The sequence below is a fragment of the Pseudomonas sp. BAY1663 genome (assembly GCF_000582595.1).
Classification (GTDB): domain Bacteria; phylum Pseudomonadota; class Gammaproteobacteria; order Pseudomonadales; family Pseudomonadaceae; genus Stutzerimonas; species Stutzerimonas stutzeri_AF.
The window spans coordinates 100,733-123,742 of record NZ_AZSV01000003.1; the positions used below are offsets into that span (position 1 = coordinate 100,733).

The 23,010-nt window shown below is 63.6% G+C and carries 17 protein-coding genes, 2 tRNA genes and 4 pseudogenes; 21 read left to right on the forward strand and 2 right to left on the reverse strand.

Going from position 1 to position 23,010, the window contains the following annotated elements:
* Positions 1 to 129 precede the first annotated feature (129 nt).
* The gene (locus BAY1663_RS01990; RefSeq protein ID WP_037037583.1) at positions 130 to 876 is read left to right on the forward strand and encodes an SDR family oxidoreductase; all 747 of its coding nucleotides are present in this window, start codon (positions 130 to 132) and stop codon (positions 874 to 876) included.
* Positions 877 to 999: 123 nt separating this feature from the next.
* Here BAY1663_RS01990 and BAY1663_RS01995 read toward each other — a convergent pair whose 3' ends face one another.
* Both BAY1663_RS01995 and BAY1663_RS23225 read right to left on the reverse strand, forming a co-directional pair.
* On the reverse strand, positions 1,000 to 1,974 hold the full coding sequence (locus BAY1663_RS01995; RefSeq protein WP_037037585.1) for a tRNA-dihydrouridine synthase: 975 nt from the start codon (positions 1,972 to 1,974) through the stop codon (positions 1,000 to 1,002).
* 58 nt (positions 1,975 to 2,032) lie between these two features.
* Complete coding sequence (locus BAY1663_RS23225; RefSeq protein WP_256206500.1) at positions 2,033 to 2,416, reverse strand: hypothetical protein; 384 nt, start codon at positions 2,414 to 2,416, stop codon at positions 2,033 to 2,035.
* A 166-nt stretch (positions 2,417 to 2,582) separates the two neighbouring features.
* Between BAY1663_RS23225 and BAY1663_RS02000 the strand changes: the two genes are divergently transcribed.
* The 20 genes and pseudogenes from BAY1663_RS02000 to BAY1663_RS02095 all read left to right on the forward strand — a co-directional run bounded on the left by BAY1663_RS02000 (position 2,583) and on the right by BAY1663_RS02095 (position 22,504).
* Entirely contained in the window at positions 2,583 to 2,762 is a 180-nt protein-coding gene (locus BAY1663_RS02000; RefSeq protein ID WP_037037617.1) for a hypothetical protein, read from the forward strand.
* Positions 2,763 to 2,818: 56 nt separating this feature from the next.
* Positions 2,819 to 2,895 (forward strand) — tRNA-Met (locus tag BAY1663_RS02005).
* A 151-nt stretch (positions 2,896 to 3,046) separates the two neighbouring features.
* A tRNA-Met gene (locus tag BAY1663_RS02010) sits at positions 3,047 to 3,123 on the forward strand.
* A 970-nt stretch (positions 3,124 to 4,093) separates the two neighbouring features.
* On the forward strand, positions 4,094 to 4,810 hold the full coding sequence (locus tag BAY1663_RS02015) for a hypothetical protein (RefSeq protein WP_051497053.1): 717 nt from the start codon (positions 4,094 to 4,096) through the stop codon (positions 4,808 to 4,810).
* A 66-nt stretch (positions 4,811 to 4,876) separates the two neighbouring features.
* Positions 4,877 to 6,070 carry a DegT/DnrJ/EryC1/StrS aminotransferase family protein gene (locus BAY1663_RS02020; protein ID WP_037037588.1) on the forward strand — a complete coding sequence of 398 codons (1,194 nt, stop codon included), beginning with the start codon at positions 4,877 to 4,879 and terminating at the stop codon, positions 6,068 to 6,070.
* A gap of 11 nt (positions 6,071 to 6,081) precedes the next feature.
* Positions 6,082 to 7,610 (forward strand): annotated as a pseudogene (locus BAY1663_RS02025) (lipopolysaccharide biosynthesis protein).
* A 3-nt stretch (positions 7,611 to 7,613) separates the two neighbouring features.
* Positions 7,614 to 8,545: pseudogene (locus tag BAY1663_RS02030) on the forward strand (glycosyltransferase).
* Between the two features lie 51 nt (positions 8,546 to 8,596).
* Positions 8,597 to 10,807 (forward strand): polysaccharide biosynthesis tyrosine autokinase, encoded by a 2,211-nt coding sequence (locus tag BAY1663_RS02035; protein WP_037037589.1) that lies wholly within the window; start codon positions 8,597 to 8,599, stop codon positions 10,805 to 10,807.
* 30 nt (positions 10,808 to 10,837) lie between these two features.
* Complete coding sequence (locus tag BAY1663_RS02040; RefSeq protein WP_037037591.1) at positions 10,838 to 11,581, forward strand: WbqC family protein; 744 nt, start codon at positions 10,838 to 10,840, stop codon at positions 11,579 to 11,581.
* 52 nt (positions 11,582 to 11,633) lie between these two features.
* Positions 11,634 to 12,140, forward strand: coding sequence for a transcription/translation regulatory transformer protein RfaH (gene rfaH / locus BAY1663_RS02045; RefSeq protein ID WP_037037593.1), 507 nt, complete (start codon positions 11,634 to 11,636; stop codon positions 12,138 to 12,140).
* A gap of 64 nt (positions 12,141 to 12,204) precedes the next feature.
* Positions 12,205 to 13,515: a glycosyltransferase family 4 protein gene (locus BAY1663_RS02050; RefSeq protein ID WP_037037595.1), complete on the forward strand. Its 1,311-nt coding sequence runs from the start codon at positions 12,205 to 12,207 to the stop codon at positions 13,513 to 13,515.
* Positions 13,409 to 14,708: pseudogene (locus BAY1663_RS02055) on the forward strand (hypothetical protein). Before BAY1663_RS02050 ends, BAY1663_RS02055 begins: the two are co-directional and overlap by 107 nt.
* 16 nt (positions 14,709 to 14,724) lie before the next feature.
* Positions 14,725 to 16,037: pseudogene (locus tag BAY1663_RS02060) on the forward strand (hypothetical protein).
* Between the two features lie 147 nt (positions 16,038 to 16,184).
* On the forward strand, positions 16,185 to 17,291 hold the full coding sequence (locus BAY1663_RS02065) for a glycosyltransferase family 1 protein (RefSeq protein WP_037037597.1): 1,107 nt from the start codon (positions 16,185 to 16,187) through the stop codon (positions 17,289 to 17,291).
* A gap of 79 nt (positions 17,292 to 17,370) precedes the next feature.
* Positions 17,371 to 18,417 (forward strand): acyltransferase, encoded by a 1,047-nt coding sequence (locus BAY1663_RS02070; RefSeq protein WP_037037599.1) that lies wholly within the window; start codon positions 17,371 to 17,373, stop codon positions 18,415 to 18,417.
* Between the two features lie 73 nt (positions 18,418 to 18,490).
* Positions 18,491 to 19,684 (forward strand): glycosyltransferase family 4 protein, encoded by a 1,194-nt coding sequence (locus tag BAY1663_RS02075; protein WP_037037601.1) that lies wholly within the window; start codon positions 18,491 to 18,493, stop codon positions 19,682 to 19,684.
* 39 nt (positions 19,685 to 19,723) lie between these two features.
* Positions 19,724 to 20,053, forward strand: a complete 330-nt coding sequence (locus tag BAY1663_RS02080) for a hypothetical protein (RefSeq protein WP_037037603.1) — start codon at positions 19,724 to 19,726, stop codon at positions 20,051 to 20,053.
* A gap of 35 nt (positions 20,054 to 20,088) precedes the next feature.
* Entirely contained in the window at positions 20,089 to 20,295 is a 207-nt protein-coding gene (locus BAY1663_RS02085; RefSeq protein ID WP_037037604.1) for a hypothetical protein, read from the forward strand.
* A gap of 69 nt (positions 20,296 to 20,364) precedes the next feature.
* The gene (locus tag BAY1663_RS02090) at positions 20,365 to 21,381 is read left to right on the forward strand and encodes a glycosyltransferase (RefSeq protein WP_128576032.1); all 1,017 of its coding nucleotides are present in this window, start codon (positions 20,365 to 20,367) and stop codon (positions 21,379 to 21,381) included.
* Positions 21,382 to 21,436: 55 nt separating this feature from the next.
* Entirely contained in the window at positions 21,437 to 22,504 is a 1,068-nt protein-coding gene (locus BAY1663_RS02095; protein WP_037037621.1) for an acyltransferase, read from the forward strand.
* The last annotated feature ends 506 nt before the right edge of the window (positions 22,505 to 23,010 follow it).

Below are 23,010 nucleotides of genomic sequence, written 5' to 3' on the forward strand. Positions count from 1 at the left end.
TGCAAACCTCCTGAGATTTCAGCAAAGTCATGAGGCGGAACCCGAATTCGGCATTCCACATTGCTAGATAGGAACCCTGTGCAAGATTTCAAGAGCCACTTCGTACACTTTCTGATCAGGAAACCCTCCATGCCCAAGGTCATGCTCATCACCGGCGCCAGCCGCGGTATCGGCGCTGCCACCGCGCGCCTGGCGGCTCGCCAGGGTTACGCCCTGTGCCTGAACTATCGCCAGCGCGAGGACGCGGCGCTTTGGCTGCTCGACGAAGTTCGCGCGCTGGGCGCCCATGCCATCGCGGTGAAAGCCGACGTCGCGGAGGAGGACCAGGTGCTGGAACTGTTCGCCGCCCTCGACCACGAGTTCGGGCAGTTGGACGTGCTGGTCAACAATGCCGGCATGCTGGAGCGGCAGATGCGCCTGGAACAGATGGACGCGGCGCGCTGGACACGCGTGCTCGGTGCCAACGTGATCGGCAGCTTCCTCTGCGCGCGCGAGGCGATCAAGCGCATGTCCACCCGCCATGGCGGCCAGGGCGGTGCGATCGTCAACCTGTCCTCGGTGGCCGCGCGCCTCGGCGCGCCGGGTGAATACATCGACTACGCGGCAGCCAAGGGCGCCATCGACAGCATGACGCTGGGCCTGGCCAAGGAAGTGGCCGGCGAAGGCATACGCGTCAATGCCGTGCGCCCCGGCGTCATTCATACCGAAATCCACGCCAGCGGCGGCGAGCCGGACCGGGTCGAGCGGGTCAAGGCGAGCGTACCCATGGGCCGCGGCGGCCAGGCAGAAGAAATCGCCGAGGCGATCCTCTGGCTCGCCAGCGAGCAGGCCAGCTATACCAGCGGCGCGCTGCTGGACGTCAGCGGCGGGCGCTGACCGCAACACCGCTCGACGATCCCCGTAGGCTGGGTTGAGCGCAGCCAAGCCCAACGAACAGATGCCGGGCATCACGCAGGATTTCGAGCAGGGGATGCGCTACGGCATCGCTTGCTCCATCCCCTACCCCAGCGCGGCCTGCCGGATGACGGTGGTATCGACGCCCAGCAGCGCATCGATGCGAGCGCAATCGTTCTCCCTGCGCAGCTCGGCGAACAACGCCACGGCCTCGGGATAGGTACGCGTCAGCAGCGCCAGCCACTGCTTGAGCCTGCCGGGCGCATAGCGCGGCGCTAGCTTGCCCCGCGCCTGTTGCCAGAAATCCACCAGCATGGGCCGGAACTCGTCCCAGCCCATCTCGGGTGCTACCCGTCCCGCCCGCGCCGCGGCGATCTGCCGGGCCAGATCCGGTCGCGAAACCAGCCCGCGGCCGAGCATGATGTCGTCGACACCGCTGACCTCCCGGCAACGATGCCAGTCGGCCAGCGACCAGATATCACCGTTAGCGTACACCGGCACATCCACCACGTCCCGCACCCTGGCCACCCACTCCCAATGGGCCGGTGGCTTGTAGCCGTCCGCCTTGGTGCGCGCATGCACCACCAGTTGCTCCGCCCCACCCGCCGTCAATGCCTGTGCGCAATCGAGCGCAGCATCCGGGCTGTCGAAGCCCAGACGCATCTTGGCGGTCACCGGAATATGCGCAGGCACCGTTCGGCGCACCTCGCGAAGAATGGCATGCAGCAGCTCCGGCTCCTTGAGCAGCACGGCACCGCCGCGCGACTTGTTCACCGTCTTCGCCGGGCAGCCGAAGTTCAGGTCGATGGCCGGCGCGCCCAGCGTGCAGGCATAGGCGGCGTTGTCCGCCAGGCACGCTGGGTCGGAACCGAGCAACTGCACCCGCAGCGGCGTACCGGCGCGGGTGACGGCGCCGCTCTCCAGTTCAGGGGCGAGTTTGCGGAAGCTGTTCTGCGGCAGCAGGCGATCGGAAACCCGGATGAACTCGGTCACGCACCAGTCGACCCCACCGACGCGGGTCAGGACATCACGGAGGATCTCGTCGACGAGGCCTTCCATGGGTGCCAAAGCGATTTGCATTGCGGATTCATCTGCCGAAAAGGGACGGCATTGTACGGAGGCCCGGTGGATTTATGAATCACCGCACGGCGTCCCGCCTCACCACAGCTTCCCGGGCCGCACGGCACGTATCCGGCCTTCCGCTATCGATCGCGGTGCCGCTCCAGCCGGGGGCGCGGGTGATGTTCCATATCCGTTTCGTTGTCACCGTGACCGGGTTCACCCGTTCTTGAACGCGGCGGCACCGATGAAGACCGACGTTGCGCCGAATCGTCGCGTTCATCCGCCTTCTCGTCATCCAGATATTCGATGCCCTTCCCCATTCCCATGGAACCGCTCCCGGCTGCACCCCGATCGACAGCGCCGGTGTTTTGCACCAAGGCAGATCGGAAAACGGGGCGTCCTGCGCACCGGCGCCCACGGCGACAAGCATCGACACCAGGGCCGCTACAAGAACACGCATGGTCGTTACCTCCACCTCGCCTCTCATCGTTATAGGCAACGGGCGGGCAGTGGAGTGCGGTTGCCTGGGCCATCGACGACCGGTGGCCCGGCCGGAACCGTCTTCGGCGGCCAGGGTCCGATTTACAAGGATGACCGTTCAGACTGCAGAGAAGGAAGCCATGGCCATGACACCTGCACTGATACTCGCGATGATGATCCTGGGCTGGATATCCGTGGCACTCGCCATGCTCTGGGGCATGCTGCGTATCGCACGCCGTCACCACCCACCGCGCCCCGTGCAACCTTCCATCCGCCGCCATGCTCATGCCGGGAGCCACAGGGTTTCGGCACACCTGGGCGCCTGAGGGGCTTTTTCTCAATTAAACCGTGACAGCCGGAATGAAAGCTGTAGAATGCGCGTCGCGGGATGGAGCAGTCTGGTAGCTCGTCGGGCTCATAACCCGAAGGTCGTCGGTTCAAATCCGGCTCCCGCAACCAATTTCAAAGGCCACTCGACGAGTGGCCTTTTTTGTTTCCGCAATCTCGCTACCTGCCATCACTTGCCGACCTAACCGCTTGAATGGAAAAACTTTTTTCAAACATCCCGGTTGACAACGCATGGATTGGCTGTAGAATGCGCCCCCACAGACGCGGGATGGAGCAGTCTGGTAGCTCGTCGGGCTCATAACCCGAAGGTCGTCGGTTCAAATCCGGCTCCCGCAACCAAAACCACGAAAAAGGCCACTCATTCGAGTGGCCTTTTTCGTTTCCGGCATCCTTCCCCTCATGCCAGAGCTAATTCCTCCTGGCATCGCACGAACGAATTAAATCCCTCACGCAATGACTCGAGCCAATGCCAGAGTTATTACGCTTGGTAGCAAGAGAAGCGTACTTATAAAGTTCCCCGAGCATTAACCAAGCACCGCGATCAACTTAGCCACCCTTGTTGAGAAGAATAAACATTAGCGGTGATCGCCATCTTGCCATTGGGTGCCATGCCGCAAACATCCGCCAAAAATACATCATCCTTATAAATCAAATAGTTATCAGAACCAAAAAACCTTCAATCAGGAAAATAACAAAAAATTGGCTAACCGTCTTGACTTCGGTTTCGTTATGACGGATACCTATTGCCCACAGGGAGCAACACGGTGCAGAGCAGTTTAAGACCAACAGGAAAGGTCAAGTTCTGCGGCGAAAGAATTAAATCCCCCTGCCTGAAAAAACAGCCGCCAAGTGTGTTGGGACACTTTCGTTCGCCACCTGGTTCTTGATTGGCCTCGGGCAAATACCAGAGTGCGGTAGCTTTGCCTGATGTTGGCAAACAACCAGGATGGAGCGAACTGCCGAGCGGATAATTACCAAAAGGCAGGCACTTATAAGTAAAACTTCACCACGGCATATATATGCCGATGGCGGTAGCTTTGCCCAAAACTCCTGCTTCATGCCTGTTCTTGTCGGCGCCTCATATGTTGCGCTAAGCGAGCGCTGCTGGCTGCCTTGTGCAGAAGTTCTTTCGAATCATTCTTCCTCCTTTGAATACAGATAGTTAGGTAATCGCAGGAAGCACCCATTCAACAGGAATGCCTTCTTATCTGCCTACCACCGTTTCGCCTGGCCCGCGTGCAGGGAGATAAACGTGTTATCTACATTTCGCAGCCTTGAATATAAGGAAAAGGCATTGCTCGCCTGGGAAATGGAGCAAAACGGCTATGTCTGTATCCCCGGTTATCTAACCCCCCAGCAGTTGTCGCAACTGCGCGAACAAGTGAAGGAACAGGCACGCCTCCATCGGGGTGAGTATTTCGCTCACCACGACGGAGCGGAAGTAGCCGGTTCATTGCTGGCCGTGCTGGGTGCCGCGCCGGAATTCAAGAGCCTGTTGGCCGACGTCTACCAGTTCGGCGCGGGTAAGCCGGCCCATAGCGACAGGATCTATCTGGTGATGCGTTGCCTACAAGGCCAGACGGGACGCAGGGAATCGAACTGCTACCACTTCGACGCCTCGCTGGTCACGGCCCTGGTGCCGGTGGAAATCCCGCAGGAAGGGGAAAGGCGCGGCGATCTGCTGCTGTTTCCCAACCTGCGCCGGATTCGCTCGTACGTGCTGTTCAACGTTCTGGAAAAGACCCTGCTGCAGAACCGCCTGAGCCGCATGTTGATCACCCGGGCGATACGCCTCGGTCTGCTCAAGCCACAGCGCCTGCAACTGGTTCCGGGCAACCTCTACCTGTTCTGGGGCTATCGCTCCCTGCATGCCAACGAGCCCTGCGACCCGGCCTATCTCCGGGCCACGGCCATCTTCCATTACGGCGACCCCCACGCCGGCAGCCTGCTGACCCGGATGATCCTCAAGCACAACCAGCGCCGGGCGCGCCGTGCCAGCACGCTTGGCGAGCAACAACCGGTCTGAGCGGGCACCACCGCGCTCCGGGCCCGCCGGCAAGCGGCGCGACGCATCCTTGATAAGGAAATCCCCATGATCAATGTGACCAAGACTTACCTGGGCAACAAAAACAAGTTCAAGGCTTACGTGGATCGGATCTACAACTCCGGATGGCTCACCAACCACGGCCCCCTGGTGACCGCGCTGGAGCAGAGGCTGAAGGAGTACCTCGGGGTCAGGAACATCATCCTCACCAACAACGGGACCATCGCGCTGCAGATCGCCTACCGGGCGCTGGGGATCAGCGGTAGCGCGATCACCACGCCGTTCAGCTTCGTCGCCACCACCAGTTCGCTGCAATGGGAAGGCATCAGGCCGATTTTCGCCGATATCGACCCGGCAACCTGGAACCTCGATCCGGAGCGGATCGAGGCGAACCTGGCCAGCGACACCAGTGCCATCGTCGCCACCCATGTGTTCGGCAACCCCTGCGACGTCGAGCGTATCGAGCAGATCGCCCGCCGCCATGGCCTCAAGGTGGTCTACGACGGGGCTCATGCCTTCGGCGTACGCCAGCGTGGGCGATCGGTCTACAACTGGGGCGACATCAGCACCCTGAGCTTCCATGCGACCAAGCTGTTCCACACCATCGAAGGCGGCGCGATCGTCACCAATGACGACGAGATCGCCGAGCGGATACGCCTGCTGTGCAACTTCGGCATCGTCGATACCGACCGCATCGACGGCATCGGCATCAACGCCAAGCTCAACGAGTTCTCGGCGGCGATGGGCATGTGCGTACTCGACGATATCGAGCTCATCCTCGAGAGCCGGGCCGAAATCGGCCACCGCTACGAGAAGGGCCTCGGCGACCATTTCGATCTGCAACAGCTGCAACAGGGCTGCCAGCGCAACTACAGCTACTTCCCCGTTGCCCTGGCCGACGAAAACCAGTTGCTGCGTTGCCGCAGCCAGTTGAACGGGAACGGCATCAATCCGCGCCGCTACTTCTATCCCTCGCTCGACACCCTCGAGTACCTGCAACCCCAGCAGCCGCAGCCGCGCTCACGGGCGTTGAGCCGCCGGGTGCTGTGCCTGCCGATCTATCCCGGACTGTCGCGCAAGGTGCAGGAAAGCGTCATGCAGACGCTGGTCCAGGAATCGATCCATAGCGCGCAATCCAGCCGAATCCTGTTCCAGCCGTTCGTCGAGGCGCTGGGCATGCTGAATGTCGCCGAGCAGGTACCCGGCACCAGTGCCTGTGCTTTCCCCGAGCAATCCAGGTAGGCCCGCGCGCCATGTCCGATCCCAAGCGGTTGTCGGTGATACGCAATACCGGCCTGAACTACCTCGGCCAGGCCTATGCCCTGCTGATCGGCATCCTGATCCTGCCGTTCTACCTGGGGTACCTGGGCGCCGAGGCCTATGGCCTGATCGGCTTCTTCGCCGTCCTCCAGGCCTGGCTGCAACTGCTCGATGCGGGCATGTCGCCGGCACTGGTACGGCAGGTAGCGCACTATCGCGGTGAGCACGAGAATCTCGTCCGTGGCGGCGAGGCCGGACGCCTGCTGCGCGCCTTCGAACTGCTGCTGCTGCCCATCGCGCTGGCCGCCTGTCTCGCCATTTATCTGGCCAGCGGCTGGATCGCCCAGACTTGGCTGCAGGCCCGTGAGCTGAGTACCGACACGATCGGACAATGCATCAGCCTGATGGGCCTGATGGTCGGCATGCGCCTGTACGCCACCTTGTACAAGAGCGGTCTGCAGGGTGTGGAGCTGCATGGCTGGCTGAACGCGGCGAACATGACGATCGCCACCCTGCGCTATCTCGGCGGGCTGTTGCTGGTCGCCCAGGTATCCCAGGAGCCGCTGGACTTCTTCATGTTCCAGGCCGTGGTCGCCTGGTGGAGGTCCTCGCCTTCGCCGCCAAGGCCTACGTCCAGTTGCCCAATCCCGGCCTGTTCACCGGCCTGGACTGGCGGGTGGTCAGGCCGGTATTGCCGTTTGCCGGCGGCATGTTCTTCACCTCGCTGCTGTGGATCATCCTGACCCAGCTGGACAAGGTGTTGCTGTCGCGGGTGCTGCAGCTCGAGGAATACGGCTATTTCTCGCTGGTGGCGCTGATCACCACCGGCATCATGACGCTGACCAACCCGCTGGTGCAGACGCTGCTGCCGCGCATGACCATGCTGGTTGCCGAGGGGCGGATCGCCGACATGGAGGCGCTCTACCTCAACGCCAGCCGCTTCGTCTGCAGCCTGCTGTTCCCGCTCGCGGCGGTGATCGCCTACCACGCCAGGGCGCTGATCTTCGCCTGGACCGGCGATCCGCAGGCCGCCGACTGGAGCGAGCCGATCCTGGCCTGGTACGTGCTGGGCAGCGCCCTCATGGCGGCCGGGGCGTTCCAGTTCTACCTGCAGTACGCCTATGGACAGCTGCGCCTGCACATCGGGTACAGCGTGGTCTCGACCGCCCTCAGCGTTCCGCTGGTGGTCTACGCCGCCCTCGCCCATGGCGCCTACGGCGCGGCACTGGCGTGGTTCTTCCTGCGCCTGGCGACGTTCCTGGCCTGGCCGCCGGTGGTGCACCGGCGCTACGCCGCCGGCCTGCATCGCACCTGGATGATGGAACTGTTGCGGATCACCGCGATGACCGCCCTCGGGCTGGTGCTCGGCGAACCGCTGTTCGCCATGCTCGTCGGCGACAACCGTTTCGACATCCTGGTGGCACTTGCCGTGAGCGGAACCATCTGCCTGTTGCTGGTGGCAGCCAGTTCGAGACCACTGGTACTCAAGCTGTTTGTACTGATAACCAAACCGAGCGTCTGAAAAATGGAATTGAAGAACGAGCACGCCTTGATGGAACGATGGGCAGGCAAGACCGAGCCATTGCTGAGCATCGTCTGCCTGGCCTATAACCATACCGCTTTCATCAGGAAGACCTTGGAGAGCTTTCTCCAGCAGGAAACGGATTTCCCTTTCGAGGTGATCGTCCACGACGACGCCTCGACCGACGCCACCGCCGCGGTCATCGCCGATTACGCGGCGCGTTATCCCGCCATCATCAAACCGATCTACCAGACGCAGAACCAGTTCAGCCTCGGCGTGCCCTTCAGTACCCGGCTGTTCGCCCGTGCCGCCGGCAAGTACATCGCCTATTGCGAGGGCGACGACTACTGGACCGATCCGCGCAAGCTGCAGTTGCAGGTGGACTTCCTCGAGCGGCACCGCGACTACGTGATGACCTATCACGACGCGTTCATGTTCAACAGCCAGGGGATCATCCAGACGCCGCAGCTCACCGGGAAGTACCGCAAGGACGCCACCGCGCTGGAGCTGATGCAGGCTCGCCCGGTCTCGACGCTGACCGTGTGCTTTCGCAACCTGATCCAGGAGCTGCCCCCGGAACTGCTTGGCGTGGAAGTGCTGGACATCTGCTGGTGGTCGCTGCTCGGCGCCTATGGCAAGGGCAAGTTCATGGAGGAGATCAGCCCCGCCGCTACCGCATCCATGAAGGTGGCATCTTCTCGATGCAGCCGAGCAAGCAGCGCATCCAGATGGCCATGCACGCCCATTACTCGCTGGCCCGCTACTACAACCGCATCGGCAACCACGCGCTCTACGAGTATTTCCTGATCCAGGTTTTCGGCGAGTGCCTCTCGCTGATTTCCCCGCTCAGCAAGATTCGCGCGCTGTCCGGCATTACCCAGAACATCAGCCTCAACCTGCTGCGCAAATTGAGCCCGAGGCTGGCCAAGAGTTGAACGTCCCCAACGAAGCCCACCGCCCTATCGCACCATGAGGAAGGATCCCCGATGACTGCCTTGACCCGCTCTTCGCTGGAATATGACACAGACAACCGCATCGATCTCGCCGGCATCATGCGCACCGCCTACGACCACAAGGCGCTGATCGCCAGCATCACCGGGCTGTTCGCCGCGCTGGGCATCGCCTATGCGCTGGTCGCCACGCCGATCTACCAGGCCAGCGCGATGATTCAGATCGAACCGAAGAAAGGCGCCATCACCGGGGTGCCGGAGATCGTTCCCAGGCCCGACTCGGTATCCCAGGCGACCACCGAGATCTCCCTGCTGAAATCGCGCGCAGTACTGGGCAAGGCGGTGGAGGGACTCAAACTCTACATCACCGCCAGGCCGCGACATTTCCCGTTGATCGGCAGCTACCTGGCGCGCAGGCATGACCCGTCGACCGACGGCGCCCTGGCCGCGCCGCTGTTCGGCCTGGACGGCTACGCCTGGGGCGGCGAGAAGCTCGAGGTTTTCCAGCTGGACGTGCCCGATGCCTATCTCGGTCAGAAACTCACCCTGGTCGCCGGCACCGCCGGCAACTACAGCCTCTACGACGACGACACGCAGCTGATCCTGCGCGGGCGGATCGGCCAGGCCGTGGAAAGCCAGGGCTTCAAGGTGCAGATCGCCGAGCTGGCCGCCAACCCGGGCACCGAGTTCGTGCTGTTCAGGAACCGCCCGCAGACCACCGCGCTGGACTACCAGAAGCGCCTGAAGGTCGGCGAGGCCGGCAAGGACTCCGGGATCATCTATATGTCCCTGGAAGACCCGGACCCGCAGTTGGCCAACCGTGTGCTGGATGAAATCAGCCGGCTCTACGTTCACCAGAACATCCAGCGCAGCTCGGCCGAAGCCGCCCAGCGCCTGGAATTCCTTCGCTCGCAACTGCCCCAGGTACGCAAGGAGCTGGAGCGGGCCGAGGACGCGCTGAACGCCTACCAGACCAGCGCCAAGTCGGTGGACATCAGCATCGAGACCAAGGGGGTGCTGGATCAGATCGTCGCGCTGGAAACGCAGCTCTCCGAGCTCACCCTCAAGCGCGTGGAATACGACCGCCTCTACACCCATGAGCACCCGACCTATCGCACGCTGATGACGCAAATGAACGAGCTGCAGGCGCAGAAGGCCCAACTGCTGAAGAAAGTCGACGCCCTTCCCATGACGCAGCAGGAGCTGCTGCGCCTCAAGCGTGACATGGAAGTCACCACCCAGACCTACACGCTGTTGATGAACCAGGCCCAGGAACAGGACATCCTGCGCGCCGGCACCATCGGCAACGTGCGAATCATCGACAATGCCTACTCGATGATCGAGAAACCGGCCAAACCGGTGCGGCCGCTGGTGGTGGCGATCGCCATCTTCATCGGCCTGCTCGTCTCCGCCGCGGTGATCCTGACGCGCCAGGCGTTCTACCGCGGCGTGGAGAGCCCGGACGTGATCGAGAAGCTCGGCGTGCCGGTATATGCCGGCCTGCCCTACACCCCCCGGCAGGAGCAGCTCGACCGCACCCGCAAGGCACGCGACGGCAAGGTAAGGCTGCTCAGCCTCACCGAACCCGGCGACCTGGCGGTCGAGTCGCTGCGCAGCCTGCGCACCAGCCTCAAGTTCGCCATGCTTGAGGCGCGCAACAACGTGCTGATGATCACCAGCCCGACTCCCTCGGTGGGCAAGTCGTTCGTCTCCAGCAACCTGGCGGCGGTGATCGCCCAGACCGGCCAGCGCGTGCTGCTGATCGATGCCGACATGCGCCGCGGCTACCTGCACGCCCTGTTCGGCATGAGCCCGCGCAACGGGCTATCGGATGCGCTGGCCTCCGGCCTGAGTCTGGCCCAGGTCACCAATCGCACCGAACAGAAGAACCTGCACTTCATCCCGGCCGGCTTCACCGCACCGAACCCCTCCGAGCTGCTGATGCACGACAACTTCTCCAGGCTGCTCAGGGAAGCGGAGAAGCTCTACGACTTCATCATCATCGATACGCCACCGGCACTGGCGGTGACCGACGCGGTACTGGTCGCCCAGCAAGCCGGCACCAGCCTGCTGGTCGCCCGCTTCGGCCTGAGCACCAGCGCGCAGATCGATGCCGCCAAGCGCCGCCTCGCGCAGAACGGCGTGCTGCTCAAGGGTGTGATCCTCAATGCCGTGAAACGCAAGGCGTCGACCTCGCCCTACGACAGCGGCGCCTACGGCTACTACAGCTACACCCAGAAAGCCTGAAACAGGGAACACTCACCAAGGAGATGTGCCGTGCTCAGAACCGTCGCGATGATGCAGCCCTACCTCTTCCCCTATCTGGGCTACTTTCAACTGATCGCCATTAGTGACGTCTTCGTGCTGGGGGACGACCTGCAATACATGAAGGGCTCATGGATGAATCGCAACCGGGTGCTGGTCAACGGCCAGCCCAAATTGATCACCTTCCCGCTGAAGAAAGGCCACCAGGCCGAGAGCGTCAACCAGCGCTGGCTCTGCGATGACTTCGAGCGCGAGGCCGATGCGCTGTTGCGGATGCTCGAACGCTGCTACGCCAAGGCGCCACAGCGGGAGCAGGTGCTGCCCTTGCTCCGCGACATCCTGCAATACCCCGAACGCAACCTGGCGTTGTTCACCGAAAACTCGATTCGTCGCCTCTGCGCCTACCTGGACATCGAGACCCCGATCTATTGCGGCTCCAGCCTCGGGCTGCCGGCCAAAATGGAGATGCAGGACCGGGTCATCCAGATCTGCCATCGCATGGACGGCGAGTTGTATCTCAACCCCATCGGCGGCCTGGAGCTGTACTGCCCCGCCCGCTTCCGTGCCGATGGCCTGTTGCTGCGCTTCCTGCGCATGGACGACATCACCTACGCGCAGTTCAAGCATCCATTCGTACCGTCGCTGTCGATCATCGACGTGCTGATGTTCAACAGCCGTGACGAGATCAAGGAACTCCTCCAGCGCTTCTGCGTGGTGGAGGGCCAGGAAAAACGGCCGACGCTGAGTCTGGCCTGACCGCTCTGCAGCTCATCCGGACAAACGCAGGCAACAAGGAAAGGAACGCCTCATGTCACCGAACGATGCACCCCGCTGGTACCTGATCCAGACCAAACCGCGACAGGAAGCACGCGCCGAGGAACACCTGCGCCGCCAGCACTTCGAATGCTACCGGCCGCTCAAGACACATCCCCCGCTACGCCCGGGCCAGGCCAGGGCTGATGAAGCGCTGTTTCCAGGCTACCTGTTCATCCGCCTCGATTGCCTCCACGACAACTGGTATCCGATCCGCTCGACGCGCGGAGTCAGCCGGGTGGTGACCTTCGGCGGCCAACCGATACCGGTGCGCGATGAACTGATCGAACAGCTGCGCCGGCGCCTCGCGCAGCCCGAAGGCACACCGGCCGCGGCATTCAAACCCGGCGAGCGGGTGCAGCTCAGCGGCGGCGGCTTCGGCGACATCGAAGCCATCTTCGTCAGCAGCGATGGCGAGGAGCGCTCGGTCATCCTGCTCAAGCTGCTGCAGCGCGAACAGAAAGTCCGGGTGCCGACCCGCTATCTCCATTGCTTCGCCTGAGACCAAGCGCAGCACCGGCAAGCGCTCCAGGGCGGCCCGACAGGTTCGAACAGCGAGTCGATCGATGAAGATCCTATTTCTCAATGCGTTCTACGCCCCGCATATCGGTGGCGGGGCGGAAATCGTGCTCCGCCAGCAAGTCGAGGGGCTGCAGCGGCGCGGGTGCGAGGTGGTGGTACTGGCCACGGGGCCGGAAGCGGGCCTGCACCTGCAGATCCAGGACGGCGTGCCGGTCTACCGCGCCGGGCTGGAAAACGGCTACTGGCACTACACCCAGCAGCGCCCCTCGCGCCTCGCCCGACTCGGATGGCACTACCGCGACCGTTACAACGCCGGCATGCGCCGCTACGTACGCGAGGTGATCGCCCGCGAACGGCCGGACATCGTGCTCAGCAGCAACCTCACCGGCTGGTCGATCTCCGCCTGGGACGAGATCAGCGCCGCCGGCCTGCCCATCGTCCAAGTGCTGCACGACCTGTATCTGCTCTGCCCGAAGGACACCATGTTCAACCACGGCAAGAGCTGCCAACTCCAGTGCGGCCTGTGCTCGGCCCTGCGCCTCAGGCACGCGGCCGCCTCTGCGCAGGTGGCGACGGTGATCGGCGTCAGCCGCTTCGTGCTCGAGCGCGTCGTCGGCCAGGGCTACTTCGCCCGAGCCCGTCAGCATGTGGTGCACAACTGCACGCCGGCCAACCCAGGGCAGGATCGCCCGCCGAATAAGCAGGCCAACTACCCGCTGCGCTTCGGCTACATCGGCACGCTCTCCGATAACAAGGGCGTCGGCTGGCTGATCGAACAATTCCAGCGCCTGGAGATAGATGCCCAGTTGCACATCGCCGGGCGCGGCAAGCTGGACTACGAGGCCGGGCTCAGGGCCATGGCCGACCCGGCCAAGGTCAGCTTCCTCGGCTACTGCGACAGCGATGAATTCATGCGCAGCATCGACGTGCTGGTGGTGCCCTCGCGCTGGGCCGAGCCGTTCGGCCTGGTCGCCGTCGAAGGCTGCGCCAACCACCTGCCGGTCATTGCCGCTCGCATGGGAGGGCTGCCGGAGATCATCCGCGACGAATACAACGGCCTGCTCTGTTCGCCGGACGACCCGGACTCGCTCGGCATCGCCATGCTCTGGCTGTACATCGATTGCGATCTGCGCCGAAAGCTGGGCAACCAGGCCCGCGCCAGCGTCCTGCCAATGCTGGATATGGAACGCATGCTGGACCAGTACCAGTCCATCCTGCACGAGACACTTCAGGGAACGAGTAGCCACCATGAACCAGAGCCTGTTGATCACCCCGCGACGCCGCGACTCGAATCCATTGGCATTCGACAAGCCGACGCTGCTGACGCTGGTCGTCGCCTCGCTGCTGCTGACTGAGACCTTCTCCGGCGCGCTGCGCTACTACTTCGACATGCTGGGCATTTCCTGGCTGCTGTACCTGCCCAAGGTCGCCTGCCTCGCCGCGCTGTGCCTGGAACTGCTGCGCTACCGCGGCTGGCCGCTGTTCTGGCTGGCATTGCTGGGGCTGCTCACCTCCAGCCAGCTGGCACTGATGCATGGCGCGGAGCTGCGCAACATCGGCTTCAGCCTGTTCATCTACATTCCACTGCTGTTCGGCCTGATCTGCGGCCGGCACCTGGAACTGCGCCTGTCGCTGCTGCGCAGAATCATCGGCTTCTGCCTGATCGCATCGTTCGCCGGCATCGCCCTCGACCTGCTCACCAACGTGCCGTGGAAGGGCTACAGCTACATGGTGGGCGAGGTCGAACTGAGCGCCAACCGCTCCTGGGCGTTCGACGATATCGACCGCATCGGTGGTTTCGCCCGGATGTCCACCGCCCTGTCGGTGATGATCGCCATCTACAGCCTGTTCATCGCCGCCTTCATCCGGTCGCGGCTGCTCAGGCTGGTGCTGTATGCCGCTGCGCTGGTCGGCATCGTGCTGACCACCAACAAGTCCACCGCGGCCGCCTATGCGCTGACCCTGCTGATGCTGGTCGTCACGGCATACCGCTTCGCCAGCGCCTCGGCATTCCTCATCGCGGTGCTGACGGGCCTGGCGCTGCCGATCGCCAGCCTGCTGCTGAGCCTGGACCCGAATGCGGCCAACAACGGCACGTTGCTGGCGTCCTTCGCCGACCGCCTGATCAACAGCTGGCCGAATTTCATCGCGGTGATCACCGGCGAGGGCTGGGGCTGGTGGGGAGCCGGCTTCGGGCGTGGTGGGCAGCGCCGGCCAGATCTATCGAGTACCGGGGCTGGAGCTGCTGAGCATCGCCGACAACACCGCGCTGTACCTGTGGGGGATGCTCGGCGTATTCGGCGTGCTGCTGTACCTGTTGCTGTTCCCACTGCTGCTGCGCCTGCAGGAACGGGGGCCGCGCCTGCGCAATGCGCTGCTGCCCATCGTCTTCTGCCTCTGCCTGGTGGCCTGGGCCACCGATGTGCTGGAAGTGACCACCGCCACCTTGTTCCTCGGGCTGGCCATATCCCATGTGCTGACGCCGGCGCGAGCCCCGACGGGCATCCTGGCGGCACAGCGACTTCCCGAACTGCAACGCCTGATCTGAGAACGGACGGTCACGGATGTTTCATATGCGCTCTACCCTGCACGCAGCGCTGCTCGGCGGGCTGCTTGGCTTGTCCTTCGATGGCTCGGCGCAGCCCCTCGATGCCCCCTTCACCGTCGGCGTCTGCGCGCATGAACTGCACAAGGGCGACCCCAGCGGCCGTGCCTACGCGATGATGCGCGACGCTGGCATTACGTCCGTACGCACCGATGCCCATTGGGCCTATGTCGAGCGCCAGCGCAGCCAGCTGAAAATCGACCCATCCTGGCATCGCTACCTGACGGTGACGGCCGAACATGGCCTGACTACCCAGTTCATCCTCGGCTACGGCAATCCGTACCACGGCAAGGGCGAGAAACCACGCAGCGAGCCGGTCAGGGCAGCCTTCAATCGCTACGTCGACGTCCTCGCCGAAACGTTCAAGGGCCGGGTGGCGTACTACGAAATCTGGAACGAGTGGGACGTGGAAGCCCCGAAAGACCCGCAGTTCACCCAGGATTACGCCCGCCTGATCGCCGATGCGGCGGGCATCATCCGCCAGCGCGACCCGAACGCGAAGGTGCTCGCCGGTGCGGTGACCAGCCAGGGCATCGAATCGGGGTTCGCCCTGCGCCTCCTGGAGAATGGCGTCATGCAGTCGCTGGACGGCTTGTCGCTGCATCCCTACGTGCACTGCCGGGGCTGGCGACGCAACACCCCGGAAGCCTGGATCAAGTGGATGGACGAAGTCGACAAGACGCTGACCCGCGCCGCCGGACGACCGGTGCCGCTCTACCTGACCGAAATGGCCTGGCCATCGCACCAGGCGCCTGCGGCATCGACGAAAGCCTGCAGGCCGCCTACCTGGCCCGCAGCTTCTTCCTGGCCAGGACGTTGCCCAACATCAAGGGGATGTGGTGGTACGACTTCCGCAACGATGGCACCAACCCGCGCGAGCGCGAGCACAATTTCGGCCTAGTCCGCCAGGACTTCACGCTGAAGCCGGCCTACCTGGTACTCGCCGCCATCAGCGAAATCGCCAGCCAGTACGAATTTCGTGGGCGGGTCGAGCACGCTATCGCAGACGTGGTACTGCTGCGCTTCGCCCGTGGCGACGATGACCTGATGGTGGCCTGGAGCGCCGGCAAGCCACGCGCGGTCGAGCTGCAGCCCAGCGAGGGCAAGGCCGGGCAGCTGGCACTGCTGGATACCGCCCGACCTCGGCGCGGCCGGATCACCACCGCCACGCGCTGGGAATGCCCGGCCAGCGGCAGTGCCTGTAGCGCAACGGTGGAGCTCGATGACTTTCCGAAGATCATCAGCCTGCGACCGGTACCGGCCGAACAATGATCGCGTCGATTCCCCGAGCGTTCGCGTAACCACCCAGGCTTCGCCAGTTTCGCCCCAGCCCCGTACGTCCCCCGAAGCGGCGCCGCAGCCGCCCCCTTGGGCCCGGCCCCCCGGATCGCCCATGCCTTCATAGGGAGAACACCGACAATGATCGTCATCAACGCACGTTTCCTGACCCAGGAAACCCGTGGTGTGCAACGTTTCGCCGAGCAGGTCTGCCTGGAGCTCGGCGCCATGCGCAAGGACCTGGTGTTCGTCGCACCGCACGCCATCCGCATGCACGAAAGCGCCGACCGGCTGCAGGTACGCCGCATCGGCCGCAACACCGGCCATCTCTGGGAGCAACTGGACCTGCCGCTGTGGCTGGCACGCCACGGCAACCCGCCGCTGGTTTCCTTGTGCAACACCGCGCCGCTGGCCTATCGCAACCAGATCGCCACCCACCACGACATCACCTACGTCCGCCACCCTGAAAGCTACTCGCGCCTCTTTCGCAGCCTCTACAAAGGGATCACCCCCGTGCTGCTCAAACGCATCAAGGCGCTGATCACGGTCAGCGACTTCTCCCGCCGGGAGATCTCGCGCTATTACGGCTATCCGAGCGCGAACATCTGCGTGATACCCAATGCCGTCGCGCCGGCGTTCCGCCCGCTCTGCGCCAGCGCGCCCGAAAGCCACACCACACCCTATCTGCTGGCCGTTTCCTCGCCCAACGCGCACAAGAACTTCACGCGGATGGTGGCGGCCTTCCTCAGCCTCGAAGGTTTCGACGAGGTCGAACTGCGCATCGTCGGCGACTCGCACTCGGTGTTCTCGGCCCCGGACTACAGCGTCAACGGCAACCAGCGCATACGCATGCTCGGCCGCCTCAGCGACGCCGAACTGGTGCAGCAATACCGGGGCGCCACGGCATTCGTCTTCCCCTCGCTGTACGAGGGCTTCGGCATACCGCCGCTGGAGGCGCAGGCCTGCGGCTGCCCGGTGATCGCCGCACGTGCCGCGTCGATCCCCGAGGTGCTCAGGGAAAGCGTGCTGTATTTCGAACCGCTGAACATCGAGGACATCGCCCGCTGCATGAGCCGCGTGCTGCAGGACGCCACCCTGCGCAATGACCTGCGCACCCTGGGGCTGGCGAATGCCGGGCGCTATTGCTGGAAGCATTCGGCGCGGGAGGTTTCACAGCTGATCGACCGGACGCTGATCGGCAAGAGCGGCCAGCCACGGCTCGCGGCCTGGTCCTCCGAACGCTCCTAGGCAAACGCGCCGCCTTGCACGGCATGACGGTGCAACGGCTTTCCACCCTCCCATTCCAGTCCATCGACCGAGGCTATCCATGGAACGCTTGGCGCATATCGACGCGCTGCGCGGCAGCGCAGTGTTGCTGGTGCTACTGCAGACCCTGTTCGTGCCGCTGCTCGGCCAGCCATGGCTGTTGCAGCACGTGCTGGATCCGGGGCTGCTGGGCATGCTCTGGTTTCTCTTGATCAGCGGCTTCGTCGTGCCGGCCAGCCTGCGGGCCGGCCATGACGATGCATACCGTTTCCTCGTCCGCCGTTTCTTGCGCCTGTTCCCGGCCTATGTCGTGGCGACCATGATCGTCGTCACCATGCTCGGACCTGCGGCGGGCTGGTTCGCAGGTGCCACGGCAACGCTCGCCACCCCGTCGTTCGAGGTGCTCGAGCAATACGGGCCCTTGCCCGTGGTACTGGTGTTCTATCTGCTGTGTCTGGGGCTCCAGTGGAGCGGGCTGCTGCACAGCGTGAGCCTGCGTTCCACTGTCGCCCTGCTGCTGCTCGCGCTGGCCCTGTTGCTGGCGCTGGCCCGGCAGCTGTTCATGCTGAACCTGCCGGTGACGCTGCCACTGGTGTTGTCGCTGATGTTCTTCGCCTCGGTGTGGTACGAGGCGCAGCACGAAGGCAGCAGCTACGCCCGCAGACGCGCGCGGGAGTATGCCCGGCATACGCTGCGCTTCTATGGGGTGGTGTTGCCGGTGATCTTCCTCGCGGGCTGGGCCGCCGCACCGACCCCGGGCGAGAGCTGGCCGCGCTACGTGCTGACCTATGTCCTGGGCATCGCCGGGTTCCGCCTGCTGAGCAGTCGATTGCCGATGAACAGCCCGCTGCTGATCTGGCTCGGCAGCATCAGCTACTCGCTCTATCTGCTGCTGCCCGCGCTGCAGCAGCTGACACACAGGCTGACGACCGGCCTGGGCCTCGATGGCGGCGCCGCCGCGTTGATCACCGCGACACTCGGCATGCTGCTGGCGCTGGCTGCCGCGCAGCTGTGCCGCTACCTGGTGGAGCAACCGTTCATTCTCCTCGGCAAGCGGCTGACCGGCCGACGCGACATGCAGCCACTCGCACGCCTGCACTCACGCTGAAAGGACCATGCGCACCTGCCCCGCGGCCACAGGCACGCGCTGCCTCATACATTCGAACAAGGAAGGTCATCCAATGAAAATCGCCATCGTTCATGACTGGCTGGTGACTTATGCCGGCGCCGAGCGGGTACTCGCCAGCTTGTGCGCAGTCTGGCCGGAAGCCGATCTGTTTGCGGTCATCGATTTCCTCTCCGATGAAGACCGTGCCCATCTGGGAGGCAAGCACGCCACCACCACCTTCATCCAGCAACTGCCCAAGGCCAGGACCCACTACCAGAAATACCTGCCGCTGATGCCGCTGGCCATCGAACAGCTGGACATGTCGCCCTACGACCTGATCATCTCCAGCAGCCATGCCGTGGCCAAGGGCGTGCTGACCGGTCCCAACCAGCTGCATATCAGCTATGTGCACTCGCCGATCCGCTATGCCTGGGACATGCAGCACCAGTACCTGCACGAGGCGAGCCTGGACCGTGGCGTCAAGGCCAAGCTCGCACGCATGCTGCTGCACTACATGCGCATGTGGGACCAGCGCACCGCCAGCGGCGTCGACGAATTCATCGCCAACTCGTACTTCATCGGGCGGCGCATCAACAAGAGCTACCGGCGCCAGTCCACGGTGATCTACCCGCCCGTGGCCACCCAGCAGTTCCTCCTGCATGAGGAAAAGGGGGATTTCTATCTCACCGCCTCGCGCATGGTGCCGTACAAGAAGATCCCGCTGATCATCGAAGCCTTCGCGGCCATGCCGGACAAGCATCTGGTGGTGATCGGCGCCGGCCCGGAGATGGACAAGGCCCGCGAGATCGCCGGTGCCAACGTCAGCCTGCTCGGCTACCAGAGCTTCGAGGTGCTGTTGCAGCACATGCAGCGCGCCAAGGCCTTCGTCTTCGCCGCCGAGGAGGACTTCGGCATCGCACCGATCGAGGCGCAGGCCTGTGGGACACCGGTCATCGCCTTCGGTCGTGGTGGCGTGCTGGAGACCGTACGCGGCCTCGACCATCCCCACCCCACCGGCGTGTTCTATCCCGAGCAGACCACCACTGCGATCATCGCGGCCGTGGCCAGGTTCGAAGAGCAACGCCTGCGCATCAGCCCGCAGAACTGCCGCCGGAATGCAGAGCGTTTCTCCATCGACCGCTTTCAACAGGAAATCCAGGCATTCGTCGAAGCGCGCATCAGGGAGACCGCGCTCTACGACAACCAGGAACCATTGCCTGCCCGAGCGCCCAACGTGCAGGTCTACCCGGCCGCGGTATCGCCGTGAAACACCCCTGAGCACAACCGCCCCCATGAGGATTCAAGGATGAATACTGTAAAGCTCTGGATCAGAGCCACTCGCACCCTGGGCTTCGCCCTGCTGCTTTCCTGCCCCGCCTGGGCCGCCCCGGTGGCCGAGTCGCTGACCAGCACCCCACGTTTTTCGCCTGCGCGCGATACCGGGGCGGATAACGACGGCTGCCAGAAAAGCACCCCGAGCACGATCGCCTTCAGCCTGTCATCCGCACAGGCCGCAGCCGACTGCACCCCGCCATCCGGCGACCAGACACCCAGCTACCAGGGACATCGCTTCGCCGATCCGGCGGCGGATTCGTTCCTGCAGCAACCGACAGACAACAGACGATATTCATTCTGATCAGGGCCGTATCGCCCGGATGGGAGGAACACAGCATGAGCAAAGAAGGACTGATCGGCATTTCGCTGGTCCTGGCGGATGGCTACTCGTACACGGAACTCATCCCGCTCCCGAATACGCCGGACGGCACACCGGGGGCCGGCTTCATCCGCATATTCCATTCAATCTTCGCCCCCGCCGAAGACCCCATGCCTGCGGCGAATCCGATCCACCCGCCGCTCACCACGCCCGAACAGCCCTGACGGAACCGCCACGTGATGATCCAGCCCCTTGCCCAATACCGCCGCCAGAGCGCGCAGATAATCGACTTCATGCCTTGCGAGGAGCCGCTGAAGCGCCGGACCACGATCGTGACGGTGACCTACGGTGACCGCCTGGCCTATCTGCAACGCATGATCGAAACGGCCCTCACCTTCGACGAGATCGGCCAGGTGCTGGTCGTCAGCAATGCCTCCAGCGCCCCCCTCGAGCAGTTGCTCGAACGCTGGCCGGCACGGGTCCGACTCATCGAGCTGGAACGCAACACCGGCTCGGCCAATGGCTATGCCGTGGGCCTGGAGGCCGCGTTGCTGGCCGGCGCGGAATATATCTGGATGATGGACGACGACAATGCCCCCACCGCCTCGGCGGTGCGGATCCTGCACCGCGAGCTCGAACGGCTCGCCCGGCAGCATGGCCAGTCGCAGGTCGCGGTGCTGGGTTTCCGCCCGACCCAGCAGGAAGACATCGCCACGGGCGTGCCGGCACGGTTCGCCATTCAGCCGCGCTCCAGCTACTTCGGCTTTCACGTCGCCCAACTGCCCTACAAGCTCTGGCGGCGACTGCCCTGGGGCAAGCCGGCGGGCAAGCCAGCGCACGACATCAGCCTCCCCTTCGCGCCTTACGGAGGCATGCTGGCGCACCGCAGCCTCTACCAGAGCATCGGCCTGCCGCTACGCGAGCTGGTGCTCTATGCCGATGACACCGAATACACCCGGCGCATCACCGCCGCCGGCGGCAAGCTCTACCTGTTCACCGAGGCCGTGATCGACGAACTGGAGCTGTCCTGGAACATCAAGGCGCACACCCGCAACATCTATGAGGCCTTCCTGCTCGGCAATTCGGATTTGCGCGCCTACTACACGGCACGCAACCAGGCCTGGTTCGACAAGCACATCTGGGCCGCCCAGCCCTGGGTGTACCACCTCAACCGCGTGCTTTTCCTCTTCCTGCTACGACAGTTCGCCCGACGCCACCGCACGCCGGAACGCCTGGAACTCATAGAGCAGGCGATCCGCGACGGCGAGACCCGCAGCCTGGGCATGAATGAATCCTTCCCCCTGCAATGACATCACCACCTGGTCGTCCGCGAACCAGGCCGAATCGATCGAGAGGCCCATGCCGATGCAGACGCGGTCCCTGCAACACAACGAAAACAACTTCGATTTCCTACGCTTCCTTGCCGCATCGCTGGTGGTGGTCGGGCACAGTTACTGGCTGTCCGGCCGCGGCATGAGCGAACCGGTGCGCCTGTTCAGCGGCAGCTACGACACCGCCGACATCGCGGTACACGTGTTCTTCGTAATGAGCGGCTTCCTGATCGCCGGCTCCTGGTGCAACAGCCACAGCGCCCTGGAGTTCGTCGTGAAGCGAGCGTTGCGGATCTTTCCCGCACTCATCGTCGCGGTGCTGTTCGCCATGCTGGTGGTCGGGCCGCTGGCGACGCAACTGCCACTCGGCCAGTACCTGGGCAGCAGCAGGACGCTGGCCTATTTCAGCAACGTGGCACTGTTCACCCAGTTCCATCTACCGGGCGTATTTGCGGCCAATCCCTTCCCGGATACGGTGAATGGCTCGCTGTGGACATTGCCCTACGAAACCCTGATGTACGTGACGGTGCTGCTGCTCGGTCTGCTGAAAGTGTTCGCCAGCATGGCGCTGGCCGTGTTGCTGCTGTTGTTCGTGGTGCATTTCTACCTGTTGCCGGAGCTCGGCCTGCAGGGCGACCTGCTGTGGAAAATCACCCGGCTCGGCATATTCTTCTACTTCGGCGTGGTGTTCTACCTGTACCGCCTGCACATCCCCTGGAACTGGCGGATCGCCCTGGCGCTGCTCGCCCTGAGCGTGCTCAGCGCCCGCACCGAGCTATGGCAACCCCTGCATGCACTGACGCTGCCGTATCTCACCCTCTACCTCGCACAGCTGAAGATTCCGCGCCTGTCGGGCTTCGGCAAGTACGGCGATTTCTCCTACGGCATCTATATCTTCAGCTTTCCGCTCCAGCAGTTGATCATGCACTGGGCCGGGCCGGACCTGCCCCTGCCGGTGTTCATGACGCTGAGCCTGCTCGCCAGTATCCTGTTCGCGGTGTTTTCCTGGCATCTGGTCGAAGCACCGGCGCTGTCGCTGAAGCGCTACCTGCCCAAGCGCAAGCCACGGTCCGGCGCGGCGGTGATCTCGGCAAATCGATGAGCGCCGTGTCTTGTTGGGGAAGCAAGGATTGACACCGGACTGGCAAGATTGGGTGTGTTGAATGAAAGTTTTGCTTTCATTGGCGTTTAGCGAGCTGCTTGAATGCTTGGTTTCGCCCTGCTGGGCGAGTTCCTTTTGGCAGTCGCCGGATGGCCGGCCCCGCCCAAAGGAACCAAAAAGTCTTGCCCCTGCATCCGGCCCCGGCTGCGCCGGGGTTCGTTCTCTCCATCGCCGCTCCAGGGCACGCCGCGAAGGGATGTCCCTGTCCCTTCGCGTCTCTCGCGGCGTCCATGCCGCTCAACCCCCTACGCAACGATTCCGCTCACCCTCCTGAAGGGGCGTTTGGAGTTGCCTGATGGTTCGTACAGAAAGAAAAAGCCAAGCCAAAGCAAGCATCAACGGTCTTCCAGGCAACTCGGACTCCGTTCCCGTCAGGAGGCCGAGTGGAGGTGTCGCGCAGGGGGACGCGAGGCATGGACGCCGAGCGAAGAACGAAGGGACAGGGA

Coding starts and splice junctions, on each gene's coding strand:
- BAY1663_RS01990 (WP_037037583.1), top strand. CDS start 130: ATGCCCAAGGTCATGCTCATCACCGGCGCCAGCCGCGGTATCGGCGCT.
- BAY1663_RS01995 (WP_037037585.1), bottom strand. CDS start 1,974: ATGCAAATCGCTTTGGCACCCATGGAAGGCCTCGTCGACGAGATCCTC.
- BAY1663_RS23225 (WP_256206500.1), bottom strand. CDS start 2,416: ATGCGTGTTCTTGTAGCGGCCCTGGTGTCGATGCTTGTCGCCGTGGGC.
- BAY1663_RS02000 (WP_037037617.1), top strand. CDS start 2,583: ATGACACCTGCACTGATACTCGCGATGATGATCCTGGGCTGGATATCC.
- BAY1663_RS02015 (WP_051497053.1), top strand. CDS start 4,094: ATGGAGCAAAACGGCTATGTCTGTATCCCCGGTTATCTAACCCCCCAG.
- BAY1663_RS02020 (WP_037037588.1), top strand. CDS start 4,877: ATGATCAATGTGACCAAGACTTACCTGGGCAACAAAAACAAGTTCAAG.
- BAY1663_RS02035 (WP_037037589.1), top strand. CDS start 8,597: ATGACTGCCTTGACCCGCTCTTCGCTGGAATATGACACAGACAACCGC.
- rfaH (WP_037037593.1), top strand. CDS start 11,634: ATGTCACCGAACGATGCACCCCGCTGGTACCTGATCCAGACCAAACCG.
- BAY1663_RS02050 (WP_037037595.1), top strand. CDS start 12,205: ATGAAGATCCTATTTCTCAATGCGTTCTACGCCCCGCATATCGGTGGC.
- BAY1663_RS02065 (WP_037037597.1), top strand. CDS start 16,185: ATGATCGTCATCAACGCACGTTTCCTGACCCAGGAAACCCGTGGTGTG.
- BAY1663_RS02070 (WP_037037599.1), top strand. CDS start 17,371: ATGGAACGCTTGGCGCATATCGACGCGCTGCGCGGCAGCGCAGTGTTG.
- BAY1663_RS02075 (WP_037037601.1), top strand. CDS start 18,491: ATGAAAATCGCCATCGTTCATGACTGGCTGGTGACTTATGCCGGCGCC.
- BAY1663_RS02080 (WP_037037603.1), top strand. CDS start 19,724: ATGAATACTGTAAAGCTCTGGATCAGAGCCACTCGCACCCTGGGCTTC.
- BAY1663_RS02085 (WP_037037604.1), top strand. CDS start 20,089: ATGAGCAAAGAAGGACTGATCGGCATTTCGCTGGTCCTGGCGGATGGC.
- BAY1663_RS02090 (WP_128576032.1), top strand. CDS start 20,365: ATGCCTTGCGAGGAGCCGCTGAAGCGCCGGACCACGATCGTGACGGTG.
- BAY1663_RS02095 (WP_037037621.1), top strand. CDS start 21,437: ATGCAGACGCGGTCCCTGCAACACAACGAAAACAACTTCGATTTCCTA.